We start from the raw sequence: 22,154 nt of genomic DNA, 5'->3' as shown, positions 1-22,154 counted from the left end.
GGCGCATCAGCGCCTTTTAGTCATCTAATTTAAGCTCTTCACCGTTTCCTAGTAAAGTTGCGAGCCAACGCCCTTCTTGGCTTGTTTCGAGGGCTATTTTAACTATCATAGTTAATGGTACGGATAACAGCATTCCAACTGTTCCCATCAACCAACCCCAAAAGATTAAAGACAAGAATACAACTAACGTTGATAAACCCAAACCTTTACCCATAAATTTAGGCTCAACGATGTTACCCATAACCGTATTTATTACTAGGTATCCACCCGCAATAACCCCAGCAACAAGCGGGCCTTGTGTTATTAAAGCTAATAATACCGCCGGTACGGCCGCAATAATCGACCCAATATTAGGGATATAATTGAGCATGAATGCCACAACCCCCCATAACACAAAGTAATCAACACCAAGTGCCCACAACATAGAACCAGCAAGCAGGCCGGTACCCAAACTTACTAACGTTTTTATCGCTAGATAAGAATTAATTGAATCTAAAAAACGATCAACTTGCTTCATTTTCATTTCAGGGTCATCTAATGCCATATGTACTTTTTTGCTTAGCATGGGCCCTTCAAACAGCATAAATACTACCGTGAGAATAATGAGAAACATATTTGCCATTACCCCACCAAGGCCAGTGAGCATATTTGTAGCCACATCAATCATTTTACCGGGGTCAAATAAAGAAATAATCTGCTCTTTATCAATCAGGATGTTATAGCTGGCAGCCACATTAACAACCCACACAAACTTTTCTTTTAACTGAGCTTTGTATTCAGGTAGGTTCTCTGAGAAATCTGTCATAGATTGGCCGACTAATCCGGCAAGGCTTATCCCCACACCTACAATCATCATCATGACGAAAATCACGGCAATAACCTTGGGAATACCATATTTGGCAAAAAAACGGATCAGAGGATTACATATAATGGCAATAAAAGCTGCCAAAACAAAAGGGATTACAATTACACTTGCAGCTTTAATACCTGCTAAAACAACAACTAAAGCAGCAAAGATAACTAAACTTTTATTTACACCAGTCAAACTCGACAAAATAAAATCCTTGTGAATTATTTTCTCCAGTGTAAGTCAAATAGACTCTAAAAGAAATCTCTACAGAACTGGCACAGTTAATGCCTACTTTGTACACATTATTTGAACAAACTATGACCTTAAGTTACCATTGAGCAGTCGTACTTAAAAGGAGCTAGGGATGACGCATTTATCAGAGCAAGAGTTGTCTTTTTTTAATAGCCTGTTTGAGGCTGAACAAAGTATTGATGACCCTATCAACACTAAAATGTCATTAAATCTCAACCTACCAGATAAACTGAGTGGATTGCTGAAAAATGCCAAGCTAACACTATTGGCAGAAGTAGGTATATACCAATTGTGGTTTCCATTAGAGTTCACGACAGATGAAAGAGGCCAATTAACGCCGGTTCTTAGCGCTCCCGAAGTAATTGATACAAAAGGAGTTGAAAGGAGTTGGCGGACACCCGACCTTGACCTGCAAACAGAAAAGTATGTTATTTTATCACTATCGAGTACTGGGCTACTATTACAACCAAAACATGCAGAGGCTGTCTTAGAGCAAGAAATTACACTTGCTTTTAACTTACCCAACCAAGAACATGTGATGATTAGAGCTAAACCAGTTAGAGCAACCAGCAAAGGCATTGCCGCTAAAATTATTAAAGTATGTGAAGGCCAAGATGCAATGCGTCAATACTTATTCGACATTCACAAACATCATCACGCAAAGTTATATGAACAAGGAAATATAACGACTGAACTCATCTAGTTGCATGACATGCTGCGCTTCGATAAGCTCGCTTTTTTGCAGCAAATCCAAATAAGGTATTTTATGAGTTATCCTATCGGAACCCCTGGTACACCTTGGAATGATGAAGACAAAAAAGCATGGCTTGCGCTTCAATCAGTAAAGCGTAGCTACTCAGATGATGTTGTATCACAGCTAGATTCTTTATCAGAAAAGTTCGATGTTGAACGCTATGGTACGCTTGACTATGACATTAATAGCTATCCACTTTTCATTTTAAAAAGCAAAAATTGGCTAAATAACAAACCATGCGTGTTAGTAACAGGTGGCGTACACGGTTATGAAACGAGTGGCGTGCACGGCGCATTAGCATTTGCCAAAAAAGCAGCTACCGATTACCTTTCACACTTTAATATTTTGATTGCACCTTGTATTAGCCCTTGGGGTTACGAAACTATTAACCGTTGGAATCCGACTGCAACTGATCCAAACCGCTCTTTTTATCAAAATAGTCCTGCGCAAGAATCAGCAGCAATCATGCAGTACCTAGCTGATAATTCAATTGCACCTTACGCACATATTGATCTCCATGAAACAACCGACACTGATAATAGCGAGTTTCGTCCAGCGCTTGCAGCCCGCGATGCCAAAACACATGACAATTGGAATATACCAGATGGATTTTATCTTGTAGCTGACAGCGAACGTCCTGAACATGCATTCCAAACGGCAATTATCAAATCAGTTGAAAAAGTTACCCACATCGCCCCAAGTGATGAGAATAATCAGTTGATTGGTGTGCCGCAAACTCAGTTTGGTGTGATTAATTACGAAGCAAAAAAGCTCGGCTTATGTATGGGCTTAACTGATGCAAAATTTGTTACAACAACTGAGGTTTACCCTGATAGCCCTCAAGCAAGTAGCGAAATTTGTGTCGATGCTCAAGTAGCGGCAATTACAGGTGCTCTTGACTACATTGTTAACAAAAAGTTATCCAACCTTTAAATACCAAACAATTAAATTATTCATTTAAAACAAAAAAGCAAAACAAAAACCCAGAAAAAAAGCATAAAAATAGAATTTTTATGCTTTTTTTGAATTGTACAATAAATAGCTAGACAGGTTCTGTGAATTGTATAAAATTCGCGCTCTTTTTAATTCGAAAGGGAAGCAAATTGGAATTTAAGAATCACTATGGCAGTGTCAGTATCATCACTGAAGGTTCAATTATTATTGGACAATTTTCTGGTAATATAAACGCACGTTTAGTCAACAACTTCGCTACGGGTTTAAAAAAGCATGTCAGTGCTTTAGCTGGGCGTCCGTGGGCTTACATTAGTCATTCTACACACCTACTTGCAACGACTCCTGATGCAGAACGAAGTTTTGCCAATTTATTTCGCGCTTTACAGGGTACAAACTGTATTGCCACAGCATATATGTTCAGTTCTTCAATTGTACTTAATCAAATGAAACGTATCATTGCAGAAGCTGAAGCTCCAATACAAATTCTTGATTGTTTATTTGATGATTTGCAAAGCGCCAAAGCCTATGTTTTAAAACAACTTGAATTCGCTGAAATGGCTTGTTAACAAGCCATTTCGTCGTCTAATTTGTATTAATTTTTATAGAACTTTGTCTCTTTGGTTATCGCTATACTTGCATCTTCTAGTGCTTGAATATGAAAGCTAATTGGCGTTACCTTTGACTTTAATTCATACCCATCAGCAACCACGGTAACAGGCACCCTCTTCATTTGACCTGCATCAATCGTTATCGCTTCTGGCACCTGTAGGTTTGCTTCTTCTATACCAGTAATACCAATTGAATAGCTCAAACTATGCTGAGTTTTATTGATGATTGACAAAGTGTATGGGTTTTCAACCAGCCCTTCAAAGTTAACACGATACAAAGCATTACGGTCACGAATAACTGATGCTTCAATGGGCGTGCGCATAGCGACCCAAACAATCATAGCAACCACAAATAAGGCCGTTAAACCGCCATATCCAAGTAGTTTTAATCTAAATGGGTTTGTTGTTTTTCCTTCCATTTGCTTTTCTGAAGCGTACTTTATTAGCCCCTTTGGATAATTAAATTTTTCCATGGTACTGTCACACGCATCGATACATAAGCCGCAGTTTATGCATTCATATTGCAAGCCGTTGCGTATATCAATACCGGCTGGACATACTTCTACACACAGGTTACAGTCAACACAATCACCTAAGCCTAATTCCCTTGGATCAGCTTTACGTTTACGCGCACCACGAGATTCTCCTCGCTCTTGATCATAGGTGACTACCAGCGTGTCTTTATCAAACATCACAGACTGAAAACGTGAATATGGACATGCTACCGTACACATTTTTTCGCGCAGAAAACCGGCATTGCCATAGGTGCAAAATGCGAATAAGAAAACCCAAAAGCTAACAAGCCCTGACATATCAAGAGTGAATAAACTCATGTATAAAGACTTAGCAGGTATAAAATAAGCCATAAATGACATAGAAGTGAGTAAAGAGATGACAAGCCAAACAGCATGCTTGGTTATTTTCTTTTGCCACTTACTTGCTGACCAAGGGGATTTATCAAGTTTGATTCGTTGGTTACGGTTGCCTTCGACTTTATGTTCAACCCAAGTGAACATAAGCATCCAAATTGTTTGCGGGCAGGTATAGCCACACCAAACTCGGCCTAACCAGTTCGTCACAAAAAACAATGCAAAAGCACCTGTCATAAATAACATGGCTAAAATCATAAAATCTTGAGGCAACAGTGTTAACCCAAACAAGCTAAATTTTTGTGTTGCTACGTCGAGTAAGACGGCTTGACGCCCATCATACTGAATCCACGGAATGGCGATAAACGTCAACATCAGCACCCAGCCTAAGTAACGGCGGATACGTTGGAAGTGCCCTTTTTGCTCTCGGATATAAATCGGCCCTTCTTGGTTGTAGGGCTTGATGATTAAGTCTTGCTCTTTAATATCAAATTTCATTTTGCTACTTACTTCTGTGTCGGTAATAACCTTACAGAGCAACTATCAGGCCAACTAAAAATAAAATTAAATAATTGATATTAAAGAATATTTTTACATTCAGGGCATTTAAAACCGCGAAATATCACGAACAACCGCGTTATTTCGCGAAATTACGTTTTATAGCCAGCTTTTTCATTTTTGATCTAAGAGTACTTTCGGGTAAACCAAGCAAAGTAGCAGCGCCATTTTCACCTGATATTTGGCCGTTACACCGCTTTAGTACCTCGCAAATATGCTGCTTTTGTACAGCAGCAAGCGAGACAACTTGCTCATTTGTTTGCTCGTTATTCAGAGGTGCAGAGAGTTGTAGCAAAGCTTGTTTTGATAAAATAGCTTCACGCTCGAGGATATTTTGTAGCTCACGAATATTGCCAGGCCAATCATAATTAGCCAACTTAGTGAGCGTTGCTTTGCTAAGCCCCTTTAGCTGTTTACCTAAGCGCTTGTTAAGCTGAGTGATTATGTTTGCCGCGAGAAGTGGAATGTCTTCTTTGCGCTCACGCAGCGCAGGAACACGAATAGGAAACACATTTAAGCGATAATACAAGTCCATTCGAAAGCTGCCCTGCTCAACCATTTGCCATAAGTTTCGATTAGTTGCGGCTAATACTCGGATATCGACTTTTAAGGTTTGGCTACCACCCACGCGCTCAAACTCTTGCTCTTGTAGCACGCGCAGTAACTTACTTTGCGCTTCTAATGGCAGCTCTGCCACTTCATCTAAAAATAGCGTGCCTTTATCAGCCAGTTCAAAACGCCCTTTTCTGCGCTCATTAGCACCTGTAAACGCCCCTTTCTCATGACCGAATAACTCTGATTCTATTAAATTTGCAGAAAACGCTGCGCAATTTACTTTAATAAATGGCTGCTCAGCGCGGCTACTTAAACGGTGTAGGTTTCTTGCCACCAGCTCTTTACCGGTGCCATTTTCACCTAAAATCAAAACCGTACTGTTCGTTTGACTCACTAGGGTTATTTGCTCAAGCATACTTTGAAACGAATGACTTTGCCCGACTAAACCCGACCCCTGCCAGTCTTCATTTAATTCAGAAATAAGATAGGCATTCTCAGCTTGTAATTGCTCAGATAAGTGCTGAACTTGGGCTAGAGCATCGCGCAATGCAACTTCAGTTTGTTGCTGTTTTGAGACATCGCGAAAAATCGCGACAGCACCAATCAAGGCGCCATTTTTGTAAACAGGTGTTGAAGTATATTCAACGGCAAAATAGCTACCATCTTTACGCCAGAATACCTCATCATTTACATGGCGGTGTTTACCATCAAACATGGTACAGTATATTTGGCATTCATCTGCAGGGTATGGTGAGCCATCTTTACGAGTATGGTGATGATATTGGTGAATTTTTTTACCTAGAAGTTCTTCTGCTTTCCAGCCAGTCATACGCTCAGCAGCTGGATTGACGAATACTGCATTACCCGATAAATCAAAGCCGTAGATGCCTTCACCTACAGCATTTAATAAAAGAGTTGGATCATTTAAAAATTCTTTAATCATAGCAAAATATCTATTCGCGAAATATCACGAGACATTATCGCAACGAATAATCATTTAAACAAGCGATGAAAAAAGCCAAAAGAGCACTATAAAAATGCTCTTACTAATTAAAAAGTTACATCGCAGGAACTAAGCGGATTTCACCTTGTGCTACTTGCAGATCGAGTGGCAACTTACTTAGTAAAGCTATTTTCGGGTCACTCGTATTAAGCTTGTAAACAGGATTGACCGCTAAAAACCCATTAATTACTTGCATGGCTTGATCATCAAGTAAACTTAAGTTCCCTTTAAAGCCAGCGGTATCTACATGGGTATCTAACAATTTTACATTACGTAAAAACACGGCTTTTTTCTCACTGTCATAAAAAGGGCTACCTTCTATTTGCAGCTTTAGCCGTACTGGGTATTTAAGTGCAAACGCATTAACAACAGCGCTTGAATCGGCACCTAACACAATAACATCACGTTTTTCGGGACCGACATTGACACTTAAATCGTTAACTGCAAATTCTACAGGTAAGCCCATTAATTTTATTTGTTCTTTAAATTTTGGTAGTTGGTTTGATAAAGCCGCTTCAATTTCTGAATTCGTGAATGAATAAACCGAAATGCCCTGCTCTGTGCTTTTACATGCCCCTAACAATAAGCAAGTTAAAAATAGTAAAATTCTCATAGTCTTCCCCGAAAAAAGCCGCTAGTAAGCGGCTTCATAAATAGTCGTTATTGTGCAAATATTGCTTTAAGTCTTGCTAGTGTGTCAGGTGAAACTGAACCTCCACTGACCGCTAAAAGCTGTTTTAAATAGTAATAAATATCTGCTTGCTCTCCACGGTGCTTATCATCAAGCATAGCTACTTGCTCTGTCATGCGTAGCTGACTATCGGCAGATTCTACACCAGCTAAAATTTCAATACGTGTTAGCAATTGCTGCGCGTTTAATACTGTTGTCAATGGCGTTTGGAACTGAGTAGGGATATCAGTATCGTCCTCAAGCGCTGTAAATAAAGCATCGAGCTTAGATTGCTCTGCTTGTTTACTCATTTGCGCTGTTTTTGCATTAATTGCCGCCTCTAACCGAGTAACACGAGTTGATAACGCTTTCGAATAATCAAGCCCTGCAAGCTTAGCAGCTAAGTCTTTAAGCTGAGCAAGATGTACCACTGTTTCAAGTGCAGATTCAAGCTCAGTTAACAGCTCTGCGACAACTTCGTCATTTTGTTGCTGCACTTGCTTTTGCTGTTCAAACTCAGCACTGCGCTTGGCAAATGTTTCGTCATTAACACGTCTAAATTGCTGCCATAAAGTGTTTTCTGCTTTCATTCCTGCAAAGCCAATCGTTTGCCAAGTTTGTTGAAGTGCTTTGAGCTCTTGGCACGCTGATGCTAAATCATCGCTTTGAGATAACTGTGTTGCTTGCTCTACCAGCGCTGCTTTTTGCTCAGCATTTACTTTATGAAACGCCACTAGCTGAGCTTGCACTTGTGACTGCGCCGCTTTGAATTGTGCTTGCAACTCACGATACGTTTTAGGGTCAACATTACCAGCAGAACGCCATGCTTTAGTAATCCGATTAAATTTACTTTCAAACTGCTTCCAATCAAACTCATCAGACTGAGTATCCTGCTCATTTAGCTGTTGCATTTGCGTGATAATATCAACACGCTGTGATTTAGCTTGCTCACGTTGTTGCTCTTGCTCAGCGAAATATTCACGACACGGCGCAAACAGTAACTCTACTAGCTGATCAAATTGTTCACCTTGGCGTTTCTCTTCTTCTGTATCAAGACGCCCTAACTCATTCCAACGTCGACGTAACTGTTTAACTTGCTCTGCACGCTGTTTAGGGTCAGTACATTCTGTTGCCGCTAATTCACTTACTTCTTTAAGTAGTGCTTCACGCTTTGGCGCAGATGCGTATTTTTGCCAATCTTTCGCTTCCGCTAATTGTGATTCAAGGTCAGATTTAAGTGAATCAAGTGGTTGCCTATATGACTCGGTGAGTGTGTCATATAGCTCTTCAAAGCCTTTAAAAACACCAAACGCAATATTAAAACGGCCTTGTTCAATCAAACGTTTAACATCTCGTGCTTTTCTCTTAGCTGCTTGCTGGTTTTTAGCAAGTTTAGTCGCAAGTGGCGCCATCGCTTCTTGCCACATGTTGACACGCTCTGTTAGTGCCGCATTTAAACTACCTTGTAATCGCGTAGGGATCTTAGACAATTTTTGACGAGCAATTTTTTGCTCTGTTTTAAACTCTCGCTGCAGCTCATCAAACAGTGCTTCATCACCACTTGGTTCAATCGCAGATAAGGTTTCAAACGCTTGTTTGTATTCAGCTATCGAAGTAACAAGTGTTGGTAATTGCTCTACCTGCTCAAACAAATTCTCTAAGCGTTTTTTAACATCTCGAACATTTTGGTTATCAGTTAGTTTTGTCTCAGTAAGTGCCTCTTTTGCTTGTGCAACTTTCGCCTCTAGCCAATCTTGTTGGATTTGTTCAGGCTCTTCCATCCCAAGCTGTAGAGCATTCTCAATTTCTTCTGATAACGCTTCAAGTGTTGCCAGTGCAAGTACTTGACGTTGCTGCTCCAATAATAATTGTTGAGCAATTTCATATTCATTACGAAGCGAAGCCAGGTGAACATCTAACTTTTGAGTGATCGCTATGTATTTTTTATCAAGCGCTTTAACTTGTTCTTCATTCAACCACTTAAGTTCAATCGCTTGCCATTGCTGTAACAAATCAGCATGTTGTTGAGATACCAGTTGAAAATCAGTTTTATCACGTAATGCATTCAGTTTCGCCAACACAACGCGTGTGTCTGCCTCCACCTTAGCCGGCATTTCAATAGCTAAACGCTCATTTTCAAGGTGGGTGTTTAGCTGCTGCTGAGCTTGTCCTTTAGCATGCTTTAATAATGGTTTAGCCAATTGATGATTGATTACCAACTCAACAAGCTGAGCTTGTAATTCTTCGCTGCCTTCTTTAAATGCTTTATCAATCAAGTTAGCATTGGCTAAACGCTTTAATAATTTAACCCGAACCTGAATTTCTTTTTCTGCAAATGCTAACTTCTCAAGTGTTTTAACTGGTGCATAACGCTCGATAAATTCATTTTTAATATTGGCATCTAATTGGCCATCTGTGCTTAAAACAGCTTGATTGATATGGTGCTCTGCTAGCTCTTTCAGAGCTTGATCTTGCTTATAAACCTGCCACCATAAAACAATATCATTCACTTTATTCAAGGCTTTTTTACGGATTTCAGCAGAACTGTCTTCAAGTGCAATACTGTTTAAGATATTAGCATCACGTTCTCTATCAAGGCGCTCAACGGCTGCCAAACGAATTTGGTTTTTAGGGTGCTTCCATTTTGGAGTAAACAGGTGTTTAAAGATCATTTTCACTAAACCTAGCTATTTCATTTTCTGATGCGAATTCTTTTTGCAATTGAGCTTTGCTCTTTTGCACCATTTCACCATTTTCACCAATGGTAAATTGCTCATTGGTTTGCGAAACTTTAGCTTGGTAAAGCATCACGAGCTGAACGGTTTGTTGTTTTTGCTCTTCAGTTAATGGCGTGCCATCAGGCCACTTGCCTGTTGAGGCGCCGTACTGGAGACGCTCAAATACGTCTGGGGTGATATTTTTAACTATCTGATCAATATTCATGTTACTTTTTCTTTTTCAAAACTACTAAATAGATGCGGCTTACGATATACCAAACAAAACCTACAGCCATTGCCGCTGCATAGGCATACCACTCAAAAGACTTTGCTTCGGGGTGCATAAAGTAATAACAAAAAAAGCCCCCTAAAAATAAAATCAGCGCGAGGAAAGAGTGATTCATAAACTTTTGTTGTTTACGAATGCGCGTTTCTTTTTGCATTTGTTGCATTTGTTCATTGCTAAGATCGGTAACTTGGCATTCACAATGCGGACATTGCTTATGTTTATCAGATATTGATTTTGCACACTGCGGGCAACTAATAATCGCCATATCTTTCTCCATACTACGCATAAAAAAGGCGCCTTTAGGCGCCCTTTATTGTACTCGTTTTATGAGCCGATGTCTTATTTGAATTTCATTCAATTATGAAGATTCGAAAACTACAATCATCAAACTCGTCTAAAAATACATTTTATTCTTTTTCTTTAGCCTTTTGTGCTAAACGCTTTTCCCAGAAGATCGCATTTTTGATGCCTAACTTAACTGGATCAAAGGTAATTTCACCACCCGCTTTCTTTTGATCTTCATAATCACGTAAACAGTTAAGTGCAGGTTTTGCGACAAAGAAGATAGCTAAAATACCAACAATATTAATCCAAGCCATTAAGCCAACACCAATATCACCAATAGCCCAAATATAGCCAGAGTTATTTACCATACCGTAAGCAACCATGAACATGATAACCACTTTAACAACAACTAACGGAATGCTACCTTTAAAGTAACGATTTAAATACGCTACATTGGTTTCTGCAATATAGTAATAAGCAAGGATTGTAGTAAACGCGAAGAAGAACAACGCAATACCAACAAATGCTTCACCAAAGCCGCCAAATACGCTAAATAGTGCCATTTGGGTAAAGGCTGCTGAACCTACTTCCGTTGCTGCATCAACGTTTTGCACTATGAATTGACCTGCAGGTAACTCACCCACAATATTATACTGCTTAGTGATAAGGATCATTAACGCTGTTGCAGTACACACAAAGATTGTGTCCACGTAAACAGAAAATGCTTGCACTAAGCCCTGTTGAGCTGGGTGATCAACTTCTGCGGCAGATGCTGCATGAGGGCCTGTACCTTGACCTGCTTCGTTTGAGTAAATCCCACGCTTTACACCCCAACCAATTGCCGCACCAAAGCCAGCTTGAGCTGTGAATGCATCAGATAAAATCATCGAAAAAATACCCGGTACTTTATCCAAATTTATAAATACTACGATTAGGGCTAGTACGATGTAACCTAATGCCATAAATGGCACTACAATTTGTGTGAAGTTAGCAATACGCTTAATACCGCCGAAGATAATAAACGCAAGCACGATTAGGATGATAGCCAGCGCCACTAACTTGAAGCTACCCACTTCGCCAAAGCTGGTGCTAACTAGTGTACCTTCACCAAATACTTGCGTAAATGCATTACCTACCGCATTTGCTTGTACGCCAGGTAAAAATACGCCACAGGCAACAATGGCTGATACAGCAAATAATACAGCTAACCATTTTTGCTTTAAGCAACGGTCAAAATAATACGCTGGACCGCCTCGATATTGACCATCTTCTTCAGATTTATAAATTTGCCCAAGGGTAGACTCTGCATAGGCTGTACTTGCTCCTAAAAATGCCACCACCCACATCCAGAAAATAGCACCAGGTCCACCAAAGCCAATTGCCGCAGCAACCCCAGCAATATTACCCACACCAACACGGCCAGATAATGAAACAGCTAGCGCCTGGAATGATGAAATACCGGTATCTGAGTTATTGGAGCTTAGCAATAACTTACACATTTCTTTGAAATGTCTAACTTGAGCGAAACGGGTTAAAACGGAATAAAATAGACCTGCACCTAGACATAAATAAATGAGTGCATTACTCCAGATTATGTCATTGACGGCACTTACAAGAGCTTCCATGGATATCCTCTATGATGATATTTTTTATTGTTAGTTACGATACTCTGCGTGAGCTTGTGAGAATACGCGACATATATGTGTGAGAAATATTAATAAAACTTAATAACGTCTCAGCGAAACGTATTGAATATTAACTTAAACACCCCATCTTTGTTAACAGTTAATTTTCAAAATGACGTGTACGTGACATTAATTAACATTCATTGTGCCATTCGTAAGCATCGCTGAAACTCTTATCACTAGATACAATTACGGGCATCAGTTTTGCTGATGCCCGTAATGTGCGTTATCTTAGTTTATCGACCACGTTCACGATGGCCGCTAACGTATCTTGACCAAATTGATACGAACGGCGGTCTGACCAACCGTAATCAGGATCTGGTAAATCATCGTTATCTTTAAATGGCATCTCTACCGTATACGCTAATGCATTAAATTCATGGGCAACAGCCGAAGAACCTACCGTTAAGTTAGCCTGGCCCGGCTCATCTTTTGGATAACCATGCTCGTCTTGGAACTCTGGCGTCACAGTTAAAAGCGCGGCTTTAAAGCTATCTTCTAACTCTTTTAAGCGATCATCGTAGCCTGGGATACCTTCACTACCGGCAACAAAGTTATAAGGGATCGCTTCGTCACCATGAATATCCAAGTGCATATCAAGGCCCGTTTCGCGCATCTTGTTTAGCACCAAGAATACTTCTGGGCTATTTTCCATGCTCGGTGTTTGCCACTCACGGTTTAAGTTAACGCCTTTCGCGTTTGTACGAAGGTGACCACGCACACTGCCATCAGGGTTCATGTTCGGCACGATATAAAATACTGCTTTAGACAAGAGTGCTGCAGCATGTGGGTCTTCATCGTCAAGTAGTTTATGAAGTAAACCTTCAACATACCACTCAGCCATTGTTTCACCTGGGTGTTGGCGTGCTGTGACCCAAATGATCTTTTTATCATCACTTGGGATACCCACACGCAATACACTCATGTCGCGACCATCAAGTGTTTCACCTAACGTTTCTAGTTCACATGCATGCTGGCTTTGTGCCCATGCAAGTAAATCTAAGTGACGGTCATAGCTATATGGGGCAAAGTAAGCAAAGTACATGCTGCCACATTCAGGTTCAACTTCAAAAGATAGCGTGCCATCGGCATACTCAGAAGGAACACGGAACCACGTTTGACGGTCGTACGATGCAACAGCGTGATAACCTTCCCAGCCATCAGGATACGCTGAGTTTTTTAGGTTATTTATGTGTAATTTATGGTTTTGAAACGGTGTTGTTTCAAGACGAAAGTGAAACCACTGGAAAAAATCAGACTGATTGTCTTTATTAATTTCTAATTGAATATTCAGTGGATCAACGGCTTCAATAACCTTGATATTACCACTGTCAAAATTGCTGGTGATTTTCATTCTATAAACCTATTGGTTAAAAATAATTCTTAGCTATTCGCTTGTTAGTTAAGAATTAAGTCAACGCTCTTGTGTAGAACGTTTTGTTAGTAATATGATGTAGACGTAGCACAGCCTATCACATGCAGAAAATTTGCAAACACTTTCACGACTAAAAAAGCCAGCATAATGCTGGCTTCTAGATTCTTTAATATTTAGCTATTAACGAGGTAAGCTTGGGAAAGTTACTTCAGCCATGTCACGCATACAACGTACAACCTGACAGCTATAACCAAACTCATTATCGTACCAAACGTAAAGCACAACACGGTTGTCATCTACGATTGTTGCTTGTGAGTCAACAACACCTGCGTAACGGCTACCCACTAAGTCTGTAGAGACGATTTCAGTTGAGGCTGTGTAATCGATTTGGTCACGAAGATCTGAGTAAAGTGCTGTTTCACGTAAGAACGCATTGAGTTCTTCAACAGTTGTACCTTTTTCAAGGTTTAAGTTCAAGATAGCCATTGATACGTTTGGTGTAGGAACACGGATTGCATTACCAGTTAGTTTACCTTCAAGCTCAGGTAACGCTTTAGAAACCGCTTTTGCAGCACCCGTTGACGTGATAACCATGTTAAGTGCAGCAGCACGACCACGACGCTCAGCTTTGTGGTAGTTATCAATTAAGTTTTGGTCATTTGTGTATGAGTGAACAGTTTCAACGTGACCGTTCTTGATACCAAACTTATCGTTAAGCGCTTTTAATGTCGGTGTAATAGCATTGGTAGTACAACTTGCTGCACACACAATTTTATCTTCAGGTTTGATATCTTGGTTGTTTACACCGTATACGATGTTTTTAATATTGCCTTTAGCAGGTGCAGTTAATAATACTTTTGCAGCGCCTTTCGCTTCTAAATGCTGACCAAGGCCGGCTTCGTCTTTCCAGATACCTGTGTTATCAACAACAAGTGCATTGTCGATGCCGTAAGCTGTGTAATCAACTTCGCTTGGTGAGTTAGCGTAGATAACTTGGATGTAACTACCGTTAGCTTTAATTGCATTACGCTCTTTATCAATGGTGATAGAGCCATTGAATGGACCGTGAATAGAGTCACGACGCAGTAAGCTTGCGCGCTTTTCTAGGTCGCCGTCTTTACCGCCACGTACGACGATCGCACGTAAACGTAAATCAGCATAAGGGCCTGATTTCTCAATTAATAGACGCGCTAATAAACGACCGATACGACCGAAGCCATATAACACAACATCACGCGGCTCTTTACGCTCTGCATTAGCGATTTCTGCCAACTCGTCAGTTAGGTACTCTTCAACTGAACGACCTTTAGCTGCATCATTAAATAAATAACCATACGCTAGTTTACCAATATCGATACGTGCTGAGTTTAAGTCCATTTTGCTAATCGCTTCAAGAAATGGGAAGCTTTCACGTAAACGTAGTTTTGTACCTTCAAACTGAGCAACGGTCTTATGTGCTTTGATGATATCGATTGTACTGGCATTAACGAGAGGACGGCCATATACAGCAATTTCGATACCACGACTACGGTAAAGCTTACCAATAATTGGTTGCATGCTTTCTGCGTAGTCTTGACGTTCTTGCCAGCTGCTTGTGTATTCTAACTCGTGAGATGAGGTCATTTTTTTTACCTAATTAAACAATTTTGAACGGATAGCCATAAAAATGCACTGTGATTTGAGAGCAGCACATCTCTGGCAGGAGTATTCTAATTTAAACTCAGATGATTCTCCACTGTTACAGATCAATTCATTGCGCTAGAATAAAGTAGTATTTATTAACTTGAGGTTAAGGAATGTTATTAAGAGCAAGCCTGCTGCTTGGTTTATTGGCATTAACTGGGTGTGAAGATCCGCTAACACTGGCCAAAGTGTGTGAAGAAACCCCTGGCTTTTGTAGTGATCTAAATAAAGATAGCCACTGTAAAGAGCAACGCAAAGACGTCATCATGCAACGTTATATTGAATATAAGTCGCCTACCGATGAAAATAAGTATCAGCTTTTAAAAGGCTTTGAAAAGTATGACCAATGCGTGTCGTTAGCCGCAAAGATTGAGCATATAAAACTTAAAGAAAAAACAACCTCACGCGTTGAAGGCCACTTGACGAGCATTAAGGAAATGACCCGTATCTTCCAGGATACTAAAGATACCAAACACCCAGGCCTTCTTTACTATCACTGGTCACGCAATAATGACCAATCGGCGTTAACCAAGTTGCTTGCTTTAGAAAATGATAAAAGTGTCACTGAAAATGCTGAAATGCAATTTTTCCTTGCCAGTTATTATGTAAAGTTTGATGATGAAAAAACCATCGACTTGCTTTACAAAACACTAGAACTCAATAAAGCAGACGAAACCCCAAATTCTGAGATCTACCCAACTTTAGTCAGCTTGTTTTATAAACATGAGAAATACAAACACGCATATACTTTCGCACGGGTTGCACAGTTATCTGGCTACGAAAATGTTGATATTTTACCAATCGAACATAAGTTAACAGCCTCAGGTAAGAGCCTAGATAGCTTAGATGATTTAGCACAACAAACCTACGACAGTATCCAAGCAGGTAAGTTTGTGTCCCCTCGTGACTTTTAAACTGCAAAAAGAAATAAAAAAGGCAGCTAACGCTGCCTTTTTTCATTTTGATTTGCTTGTGCCAACTTCAACGCGAGTTTTTAACTTCTGACCGGGTCTAAAAGTTACTACTCGGCGTGCCGAAATAGGGATATCTTCGCCTGTTTTCGGATTACGGCCTGGACGTTCTTTCTTATCTCGAAGATCAAAGTTACCAAATCCAGAGAGCTTAACCTGCTCACCTTTTTCTAGCGCTGAGCGGATTTCTTCAAAAAACGCTTCAACTAAATCTTTGGCATCTTTCTTATTAATCCCGAGTTTTTCAAATAGGTGTTCAGCTATGTCGGCTTTAGTAAGCGCCATATCTAGTCCCTCAACGATGCGTTAAATTGTTCGGCCAGTGCGGCCACCACATTATCAACTACCTGATTGATATCTTTCTCTTCGAGCGTTCTATCAACCGCTTGTAGTGTTAGAGCAATCGCCAAACTCTTATAATTTGGCTCAATACCTTTGCCCTTATACACATCGAATAAGTTTAGGTCAACCAATTGATTTCCGCCAACTTTTTCTATGACATTTAAAATATCGCCAGATTTTACGTGATCTTCCACTAAAATCGCGATATCACGGCGGTTTGACGGGAATTTCGACACAGCCACAGCTTCTGGTAATTTTCTTTTTTCTAATGCAGACATTTCGATTTCAAACACAAATGCTGTGTTATTGATATCTAGTGACTTTTGCACTTGTGGGTGCACTGCACCAAAGAAGCCTACTTTTTTACCATTAACATAAATAACCGCTGATTGGCCTGGGTGTAAGCCATCAGACTGCTCTGCTTTTATCTCAAAACGTGATGAATCGTTGCTAATCGCTAAAAGTGCTTCAACATCACCTTTTAAATCATAAAAATCAACGCTACGTTTTTCTTGAACCCAATGTTCACCGTGAGCAAGACCAGAGATAACACCTCCGATCACAGCAACTTGGTTTACACCATTCTCAGCATTCTCGTCGCGTAAGAATTTTAAACCATGCTCAAATAAACGTACACGGGGTTGCTGACGGTTTTGGTTATACACTAATGATGCTAATAAACCCGGCATTAAGCTGACACGCATAGCTGACATTTCAACTGAAATTGGGTGTGGCAATACAAGTGCATCACTTTGCGGGTGTAAAATTGCTTGTGCTTTTGGATCTACGAAGCTGTAGGTAATTGCTTCTTGGTAACCACGTGTAACAAGCGTATTACGGAATTTAGTGACCGCAACATGCGACTCATCATGGTTAGTCATTTTTAACTTAGCAGTTGGTGCAACATTTGGAATGCTGTTATAGCCGTATACACGCGCAACTTCTTCAATTAAGTCTTCTTCAATACGAATATCAAAGCGATAGCTAGGTACGTCAGCGCTCCATATGCCATCAACAATTTTTACGTCTAAACCTAAACGCGTTAGGATGTCAGTGACTTTTGCATCATCAATGTGGTGGCCAATTACGCGGTCTAAACGCTCACGACGTAAACGTACCTCTGTCACTTTTGGTAATTTGTCAGTTGCGACGGCTTCAACAACAGGGCCTGCTTCACCGCCAACAATCTCAAGAAGTAATGCTGTCGCACGTTCCATTGCATCTTTTTGCAGCGCAAAATCTACACCACGCTCGTAGCGATGTGATGCATCTGTGTGTAAACCGTAGCTACGTGCTTGACCCGCAATAGCGACAGGGTTGAAGAATGCACTTTCTAATAAAATGTCTGATGTTGCTTCAGTTACACCAGACTTTTCACCACCAAAAATACCCGCGATAGCAAGCGCTTTGTTGTGATCAGCAATCACAAGCGTAGACTCGTTTAGTTTAGCTGTGTTGCCGTCAAGCAGAACTAACTCTTCACCCGCGTTTGCGCTACGTACTTTAATACCACCTTCAATCGCATTTAAATCAAATGCGTGCATTGGGTGACCTAGCTCTAATAACACGTAGTTTGTTACATCAACAACAGGGTCAATTGAACGAATTCCACTGCGACGAAGCTTTTCTACCATCCAAAGCGGTGTTTCTGCCTCAAGGTTAATACCTTTGATTACACGGCCTAAATAACGAGGGCACGCTTCATCATTGACAAGCTCAATTGATACTTTGTCATCAATCGTTGCAGCAACTGGTGCAATTTCAAGTGTATTCACATCAACACTGTTAAGTACGCCCACTTCACGCGCTAGACCTTTAATACCTAGACAATCACCACGGTTTGGTGTTAAGTCAACATCAATAATGTTGTCATCAAGGCTTAAGTATTCACGTAAGTCTGTGCCGACTGGTGCATCACTTGGTAATTCCATGATGCCATCGCCTTCTTCGCTGATACCTAATTCAACGAATGCGCACAGCATACCGTGTGAAGGTTGACCACGAAGTTTGGCTTTTTTGATTTTGAAGTCGCCAGGTAATACAGCGCCAACAGTCGCAACCGCTACTTTTAAACCTTGGCGACAGTTAGGTGCACCACACACGATATCAAGTAGCTCATCACCACCCACGTTTATTTTCGTTACACGTAATTTATCAGCGTCAGGGTGTTGACCACATTCAACCACTTCACCAACAACAACGCCTGTGAACTCAGCCGCTGCAGGCTCAACACCGTCAACTTCAAGACCAGCCATTGATAACTGTTCCGAAAGAGCCTGTGTGTCGATTGCTGGGTTAACCCACTCTCTTAACCACTTTTCACTAAATTTCATTTTATATCTTCACTCTTAACGGAACTGGTTTAGGAATTTTAAATCGTTTTCGAAAAATGCACGTAAGTCGTTTACGCCGTAACGCAACATAGTCAAGCGCTCAACACCCATACCGAATGCAAAGCCTGTGTATTTTTCTGGATCAATACCCACTGATTTAAGAACGTTAGGGTGAACCATGCCACAGCCTAATACCTCTAACCACTTGCCGTTTTTACCCATAACATCAACCTCAGCTGATGGCTCGGTAAATGGGAAGTAAGAAGGACGGAAACGAATTTCCATGTCTTCTTCAAAGAAGTTACGTAAGAAGTCGTGCAGAATACCTTTTAACTCAGTGAAGCTTACATCTGTATCAACCATTAAACCTTCCACTTGGTGGAACATTGGCGTGTGTGTTTGGTCGTAATCGTTACGATAAACACGACCTGGAGAGATGATACGCAGTGGTGGCTGCTCAGTTTCCATGGTACGGATTTGTACACCACTGGTTTGTGTACGTAACACAAGCTTAGGGTTGAAATAGAAAGTATCGTGATCAGCACGTGCTGGGTGATGCTCAGGAATATTTAGCGCATCGAAGTTATGAAAATCATCTTCAACTTCAGGACCTGATTTAACCGCAAAACCTAGCTCACCAAAAAAGCTTTCAATACGTTCAATAGTACGAGTTACTGGGTGTAAGCCACCTGTTGGCATAACACGACCTGGTAAAGTTACGTCGATTGTTTCTGCCGCTAGTTTCTCTTCAAGAGCCTTACTTGCTAGTAACTCACGCTTTTCGTTAATGGCTGTTTGTACTTCTTGTTTTGCTTGGTTAATCACTTGACCCGCTTCTTTACGCTCTTCAGGAGCAATCTTGCCTAGCGTTTTAAGTAAGTTGGTGATTTCACCTTTTTTACCAAGGTAATTAACCCTGATATCTTCTAATTGCGCGATTTCATTCGCACTGGCTACAGCCTCGAGTGCTTGCGCTAAAATATTTTCTAAGTTCATTGAGTACCTGGTCTTTCACAGAAGGATTTTGTAATAGCTAATGATAACTGAAAGCAAGGACTAGATTCTAGCCCTACTAAAGCTTTAACGTTGATTTTATAAAAGGAATTGTTAATTTTCTTTGCGCAGCCATAGAGGCATGGTCAAGTTTATCTAAAACATCGAGTAGTGCGCGCATATCGCGGCTTAGTCGCGTTAATAAAAAGCGCGCACATTCGTCGGTCAGTTCAAGACCACGCATGTGAGCACGGCGTACAAGTGCTTCAGCTTTGTCATCGTCACTCATTGAGCGTATTTGCAATGTCGTGCCCCATTTCAAACGCGATACAAGATCAGGTAGATTGATATGCAGCATATCAGGTAATAGATCGGCAGTGACAACCAAGTATTTACCTGGCTCGTTAAAGCGATTGAAAAAGTTAAATAAGCCTTTTTCCCACGCATCATTACCAGCCACTAAATGAACGTCATCGATACATAAAACATCAAGAGTCTCCAAGCCATCAAGAACCATAGGCCCGTAATCAATCACCTCTCTCATAGACAGTAACATCGTTGACAAACCACGTTCTTGGGCGTCAATACAGGTTGCGTACAACAAGTGAGACTTTCCAGAATCACCTAAACCACATAAATAAGTATATTGGAATTTACTGCTTAGTTTTGTAAATGCATCTTTAAGATGACTAACCTCAAGAGAATTTTCGCCACCAAAATAAGACGTAAACGTTTCATCATCAGGTAACGTAACCGGCAGTGCCATTTGCATAGGATCTTGCACTAGAATTAAAGCCCCTGCCACTGATATTCAAGTTCATCTTGATTAATGATTTGATAGAAATCTCGAGGGTCCTGATAGGCTTTAAAGGCACTATCAAGTTCTAATGCTTTTCTAAAATCGTTCATACTGCCTGTGTGATTAACATGGAATTGCACCATATCAGGTGTACGTAGCAAAATTTCTACACGGGTAACAACACTCAAAGTTGCTAATCGACGTTTTGCAAGTTCAATATCAACAAAATTATTAATACCCTTTAAATAAAATTTTGCTGATGCAAGTTGGCCAATCGTAGTTGGGTCTATCGCATACTCTAATGCTAAGCCTGAGGCTAAACTATCAACCATATCAGCAACAATTTGTTGCTTATCACCTACCAGCCGATTAGTTTCGAAAAGATCGTCATTTGTAAAACGCCAATCAAGGATCCACGTTTCTGAATCTTGTTGTTGATACATTCTTGCAGTAATACTTCGCTCTGCACTATAACGACTCGACGCACGCTCTACTGGCTCAGAAAAGTTACCCCATACCTCAGGAATACCAACAATTGAGCGGTCTTGTAGATCAAGTAAAGGGACAACGACTGCTAAACCACGCTCACCTGCTTTATCGTAAATTAGCTGTTCAAGTTGCGGGTAGGATTCCTGTGTTACCAGCTCCCGACGCCAGTTATCTTCTATTGCAAGCCAAATAGCGACTAAAGGACGACGCGTGCCCCATAATGGCAAGCCAAGCTCCTTAATCAGCGCATTAATTTTGTTCGCTTCAAACTTAACGACCAGATTTAAACTACCATCTGCTTTTTCGTCGTATTCGAACTTGAGCATGTAATCTGATATGTCACGAGTACGCTGTTTAGCAACAGGATTTTGATCTGCAGTTGTATCACCACTGACCTTTACCAACACATTGAGCAGCGCTTCACGACTGGCAGCTAAGCGAGCATCACGTGATTTATCTGCAACTTTAAGGGTATCTTGATATAGATTAGTCACCTCAACAGCAAAAGTTGAAGCACTCGAAAAAAATAATAATAAACAAATAAGTAATCTAGACACAGGCCATTAGTTCTTGCTTTTAAACTGTTTTGATCCTAAATCAAAGCCATAAACAAAGCAAAGTTAATTTAATGAACGCCAGCTGACAAGTTCGTCGCCACGCTTAGAGAAGTTGTTGCGAGTGTGCCTTAAGAGTCAGAGAAAAGCGCGATGTAAAATCGCGACGACACACGTGTTGGGGCGAGCTTATCGCGTAGCAGCGGGTTTATTCCCCGTCATGGGGTCTCTGTTCGCGGATAGAGCGCGATGTAAAAGCGCGACCACATACGAAAAAACCCGTTGCATTGCTGCAACGGGTTTCTCTAATTGGAGCCATGGTGCGCTACGCAGTAGGATGTCCTACTTTCACATGGCGAATTCCACACTACGCCTACAAGGATAGAAGTAGTAGGGTCTTGGTTGGGTGTTTTATTTTTCTACAGGCAACAAAAAACCCGACTCTTTCGAATCGGGTTTCTCTAATTAGGAGCCATGGTGCGCTACGCAGTAGGATGTCCTACTTTCATATGGCGAATGCCACACTATGCCTACAAGGATAGAAGTAGTAGGGTCTTGGTTGGGTG

At 40.8% G+C, this 22,154-nt stretch carries 19 protein-coding genes; 4 read left to right on the top strand and 15 right to left on the bottom strand.

Annotation, left to right across the window (positions count from 1 at the left end; all coding sequences use genetic code 11):
* Window positions 1–16 precede the first annotated feature (16 nt).
* Complete coding sequence (locus PAARA_RS09730) at window positions 17–1,054, bottom strand: AI-2E family transporter (RefSeq protein ID WP_062568848.1); 1,038 nt, start codon at window positions 1,052–1,054, stop codon at window positions 17–19.
* Window positions 1,055–1,214: 160 nt separating this feature from the next.
* On the opposite strand from PAARA_RS09730, the gene PAARA_RS09725 reads away from it, so the two are divergent.
* The 3 genes from PAARA_RS09725 to PAARA_RS09715 all read left to right on the top strand — a co-directional run bounded on the left by PAARA_RS09725 (window position 1,215) and on the right by PAARA_RS09715 (window position 3,376).
* A complete protein-coding gene (locus PAARA_RS09725; RefSeq protein ID WP_062568847.1) occupies window positions 1,215–1,805 on the top strand; it encodes a hypothetical protein in 591 nt (196 codons plus the stop codon).
* Between the two features lie 63 nt (window positions 1,806–1,868).
* On the top strand, window positions 1,869–2,789 hold the full coding sequence (locus PAARA_RS09720; RefSeq protein WP_062569392.1) for a M14 family metallopeptidase: 921 nt from the start codon (window positions 1,869–1,871) through the stop codon (window positions 2,787–2,789).
* A gap of 170 nt (window positions 2,790–2,959) precedes the next feature.
* The gene (locus PAARA_RS09715; RefSeq protein WP_062568846.1) at window positions 2,960–3,376 is read left to right on the top strand and encodes a hypothetical protein; all 417 of its coding nucleotides are present in this window, start codon (window positions 2,960–2,962) and stop codon (window positions 3,374–3,376) included.
* 26 nt (window positions 3,377–3,402) lie between these two features.
* Here the strand turns inward: PAARA_RS09715 and ccoG are convergent, their stop codons facing one another.
* The 9 genes from ccoG to PAARA_RS09670 form a co-directional block, all read right to left on the bottom strand.
* Window positions 3,403–4,785 (bottom strand): cytochrome c oxidase accessory protein CcoG, encoded by a 1,383-nt coding sequence (ccoG, locus tag PAARA_RS09710; protein ID WP_062568845.1) that lies wholly within the window; start codon window positions 4,783–4,785, stop codon window positions 3,403–3,405.
* A 139-nt stretch (window positions 4,786–4,924) separates the two neighbouring features.
* The gene (locus PAARA_RS09705; protein ID WP_062568844.1) at window positions 4,925–6,343 is read right to left on the bottom strand and encodes a sigma-54 interaction domain-containing protein; all 1,419 of its coding nucleotides are present in this window, start codon (window positions 6,341–6,343) and stop codon (window positions 4,925–4,927) included.
* A gap of 115 nt (window positions 6,344–6,458) precedes the next feature.
* Window positions 6,459–7,016: a YceB family lipoprotein gene (locus PAARA_RS09700; RefSeq protein WP_062568843.1), complete on the bottom strand. Its 558-nt coding sequence runs from the start codon at window positions 7,014–7,016 to the stop codon at window positions 6,459–6,461.
* A 47-nt stretch (window positions 7,017–7,063) separates the two neighbouring features.
* Window positions 7,064–9,745, bottom strand: a complete 2,682-nt coding sequence (locus PAARA_RS09695; RefSeq protein ID WP_062568842.1) for a DUF349 domain-containing protein — start codon at window positions 9,743–9,745, stop codon at window positions 7,064–7,066.
* Complete coding sequence (locus PAARA_RS09690) at window positions 9,735–10,016, bottom strand: YeaC family protein (protein WP_062568841.1); 282 nt, start codon at window positions 10,014–10,016, stop codon at window positions 9,735–9,737. Before PAARA_RS09690 ends, PAARA_RS09695 begins: the two co-directional genes overlap by 11 nt.
* 1 nt (window position 10,017) lies before the next feature.
* On the bottom strand, window positions 10,018–10,344 hold the full coding sequence (locus tag PAARA_RS09685) for a hypothetical protein (RefSeq protein WP_062569391.1): 327 nt from the start codon (window positions 10,342–10,344) through the stop codon (window positions 10,018–10,020).
* A gap of 142 nt (window positions 10,345–10,486) precedes the next feature.
* Window positions 10,487–11,989: an alanine/glycine:cation symporter family protein gene (locus tag PAARA_RS09680; RefSeq protein ID WP_062568840.1), complete on the bottom strand. Its 1,503-nt coding sequence runs from the start codon at window positions 11,987–11,989 to the stop codon at window positions 10,487–10,489.
* Between the two features lie 286 nt (window positions 11,990–12,275).
* Complete coding sequence (locus tag PAARA_RS09675) at window positions 12,276–13,403, bottom strand: M14 family metallopeptidase (protein ID WP_062568839.1); 1,128 nt, start codon at window positions 13,401–13,403, stop codon at window positions 12,276–12,278.
* Between the two features lie 201 nt (window positions 13,404–13,604).
* Window positions 13,605–15,047: a glyceraldehyde-3-phosphate dehydrogenase gene (locus tag PAARA_RS09670; protein WP_062568838.1), complete on the bottom strand. Its 1,443-nt coding sequence runs from the start codon at window positions 15,045–15,047 to the stop codon at window positions 13,605–13,607.
* A gap of 173 nt (window positions 15,048–15,220) precedes the next feature.
* Here PAARA_RS09670 and PAARA_RS09665 point away from each other — a divergent pair, with 173 nt between their 5' ends.
* A complete protein-coding gene (locus PAARA_RS09665) occupies window positions 15,221–16,021 on the top strand; it encodes a DUF2989 domain-containing protein (protein WP_062568837.1) in 801 nt (266 codons plus the stop codon).
* A gap of 42 nt (window positions 16,022–16,063) precedes the next feature.
* Here the strand turns inward: PAARA_RS09665 and ihfA are convergent, their stop codons facing one another.
* From ihfA to PAARA_RS09640, 5 genes are all read right to left on the bottom strand, one after another.
* Window positions 16,064–16,363, bottom strand: coding sequence for an integration host factor subunit alpha (ihfA, locus tag PAARA_RS09660; protein WP_036969033.1), 300 nt, complete (start codon window positions 16,361–16,363; stop codon window positions 16,064–16,066).
* Between the two features lie 2 nt (window positions 16,364–16,365).
* The gene (pheT, locus tag PAARA_RS09655; RefSeq protein ID WP_062568836.1) at window positions 16,366–18,753 is read right to left on the bottom strand and encodes a phenylalanine--tRNA ligase subunit beta; all 2,388 of its coding nucleotides are present in this window, start codon (window positions 18,751–18,753) and stop codon (window positions 16,366–16,368) included.
* A gap of 15 nt (window positions 18,754–18,768) precedes the next feature.
* Entirely contained in the window at window positions 18,769–19,749 is a 981-nt protein-coding gene (gene pheS, locus PAARA_RS09650) for a phenylalanine--tRNA ligase subunit alpha (RefSeq protein WP_062568835.1), read from the bottom strand.
* 76 nt (window positions 19,750–19,825) lie between these two features.
* Window positions 19,826–20,536, bottom strand: coding sequence for a DnaA regulatory inactivator Hda (gene hda, locus PAARA_RS09645; RefSeq protein ID WP_193988946.1), 711 nt, complete (start codon window positions 20,534–20,536; stop codon window positions 19,826–19,828).
* Window positions 20,536–21,591, bottom strand: coding sequence for a DUF2066 domain-containing protein (locus PAARA_RS09640; protein WP_062568834.1), 1,056 nt, complete (start codon window positions 21,589–21,591; stop codon window positions 20,536–20,538). Before PAARA_RS09640 ends, hda begins: the two co-directional genes overlap by 1 nt.
* Window positions 21,592–22,154: the final 563 nt, after the last annotated feature.

It is taken from the genome of Pseudoalteromonas arabiensis, from assembly GCF_001550155.1.
In the GTDB taxonomy this organism is placed as follows: Bacteria; Pseudomonadota; Gammaproteobacteria; order Enterobacterales; family Alteromonadaceae; genus Pseudoalteromonas; species Pseudoalteromonas arabiensis.
This window is presented reverse-complemented; position numbering and strand designations above follow the sequence as displayed.

What these genes read in the sequence shown, in the direction of transcription:
- PAARA_RS09725 (WP_062568847.1), top strand. Translation starts at nt 1,215, where the DNA reads ATGACGCATTTATCAGAGCAAGAGTTGTCTTTTTTTAATAGCCTGTTT.
- PAARA_RS09720 (WP_062569392.1), top strand. Translation starts at nt 1,869, where the DNA reads ATGAGTTATCCTATCGGAACCCCTGGTACACCTTGGAATGATGAAGAC.
- ccoG (WP_062568845.1), bottom strand. Translation starts at nt 4,785, where the DNA reads ATGAAATTTGATATTAAAGAGCAAGACTTAATCATCAAGCCCTACAAC.
- PAARA_RS09705 (WP_062568844.1), bottom strand. Translation starts at nt 6,343, where the DNA reads ATGATTAAAGAATTTTTAAATGATCCAACTCTTTTATTAAATGCTGTA.
- PAARA_RS09700 (WP_062568843.1), bottom strand. Translation starts at nt 7,016, where the DNA reads ATGAGAATTTTACTATTTTTAACTTGCTTATTGTTAGGGGCATGTAAA.
- PAARA_RS09695 (WP_062568842.1), bottom strand. Translation starts at nt 9,745, where the DNA reads ATGATCTTTAAACACCTGTTTACTCCAAAATGGAAGCACCCTAAAAAC.
- PAARA_RS09690 (WP_062568841.1), bottom strand. Translation starts at nt 10,016, where the DNA reads ATGAATATTGATCAGATAGTTAAAAATATCACCCCAGACGTATTTGAG.
- PAARA_RS09685 (WP_062569391.1), bottom strand. Translation starts at nt 10,344, where the DNA reads ATGGCGATTATTAGTTGCCCGCAGTGTGCAAAATCAATATCTGATAAA.
- PAARA_RS09680 (WP_062568840.1), bottom strand. Translation starts at nt 11,989, where the DNA reads ATGGAAGCTCTTGTAAGTGCCGTCAATGACATAATCTGGAGTAATGCA.
- PAARA_RS09675 (WP_062568839.1), bottom strand. Translation starts at nt 13,403, where the DNA reads ATGAAAATCACCAGCAATTTTGACAGTGGTAATATCAAGGTTATTGAA.
- PAARA_RS09670 (WP_062568838.1), bottom strand. Translation starts at nt 15,047, where the DNA reads ATGACCTCATCTCACGAGTTAGAATACACAAGCAGCTGGCAAGAACGT.
- PAARA_RS09665 (WP_062568837.1), top strand. Translation starts at nt 15,221, where the DNA reads ATGTTATTAAGAGCAAGCCTGCTGCTTGGTTTATTGGCATTAACTGGG.
- ihfA (WP_036969033.1), bottom strand. Translation starts at nt 16,363, where the DNA reads ATGGCGCTTACTAAAGCCGACATAGCTGAACACCTATTTGAAAAACTC.
- pheT (WP_062568836.1), bottom strand. Translation starts at nt 18,753, where the DNA reads ATGAAATTTAGTGAAAAGTGGTTAAGAGAGTGGGTTAACCCAGCAATC.
- pheS (WP_062568835.1), bottom strand. Translation starts at nt 19,749, where the DNA reads ATGAACTTAGAAAATATTTTAGCGCAAGCACTCGAGGCTGTAGCCAGT.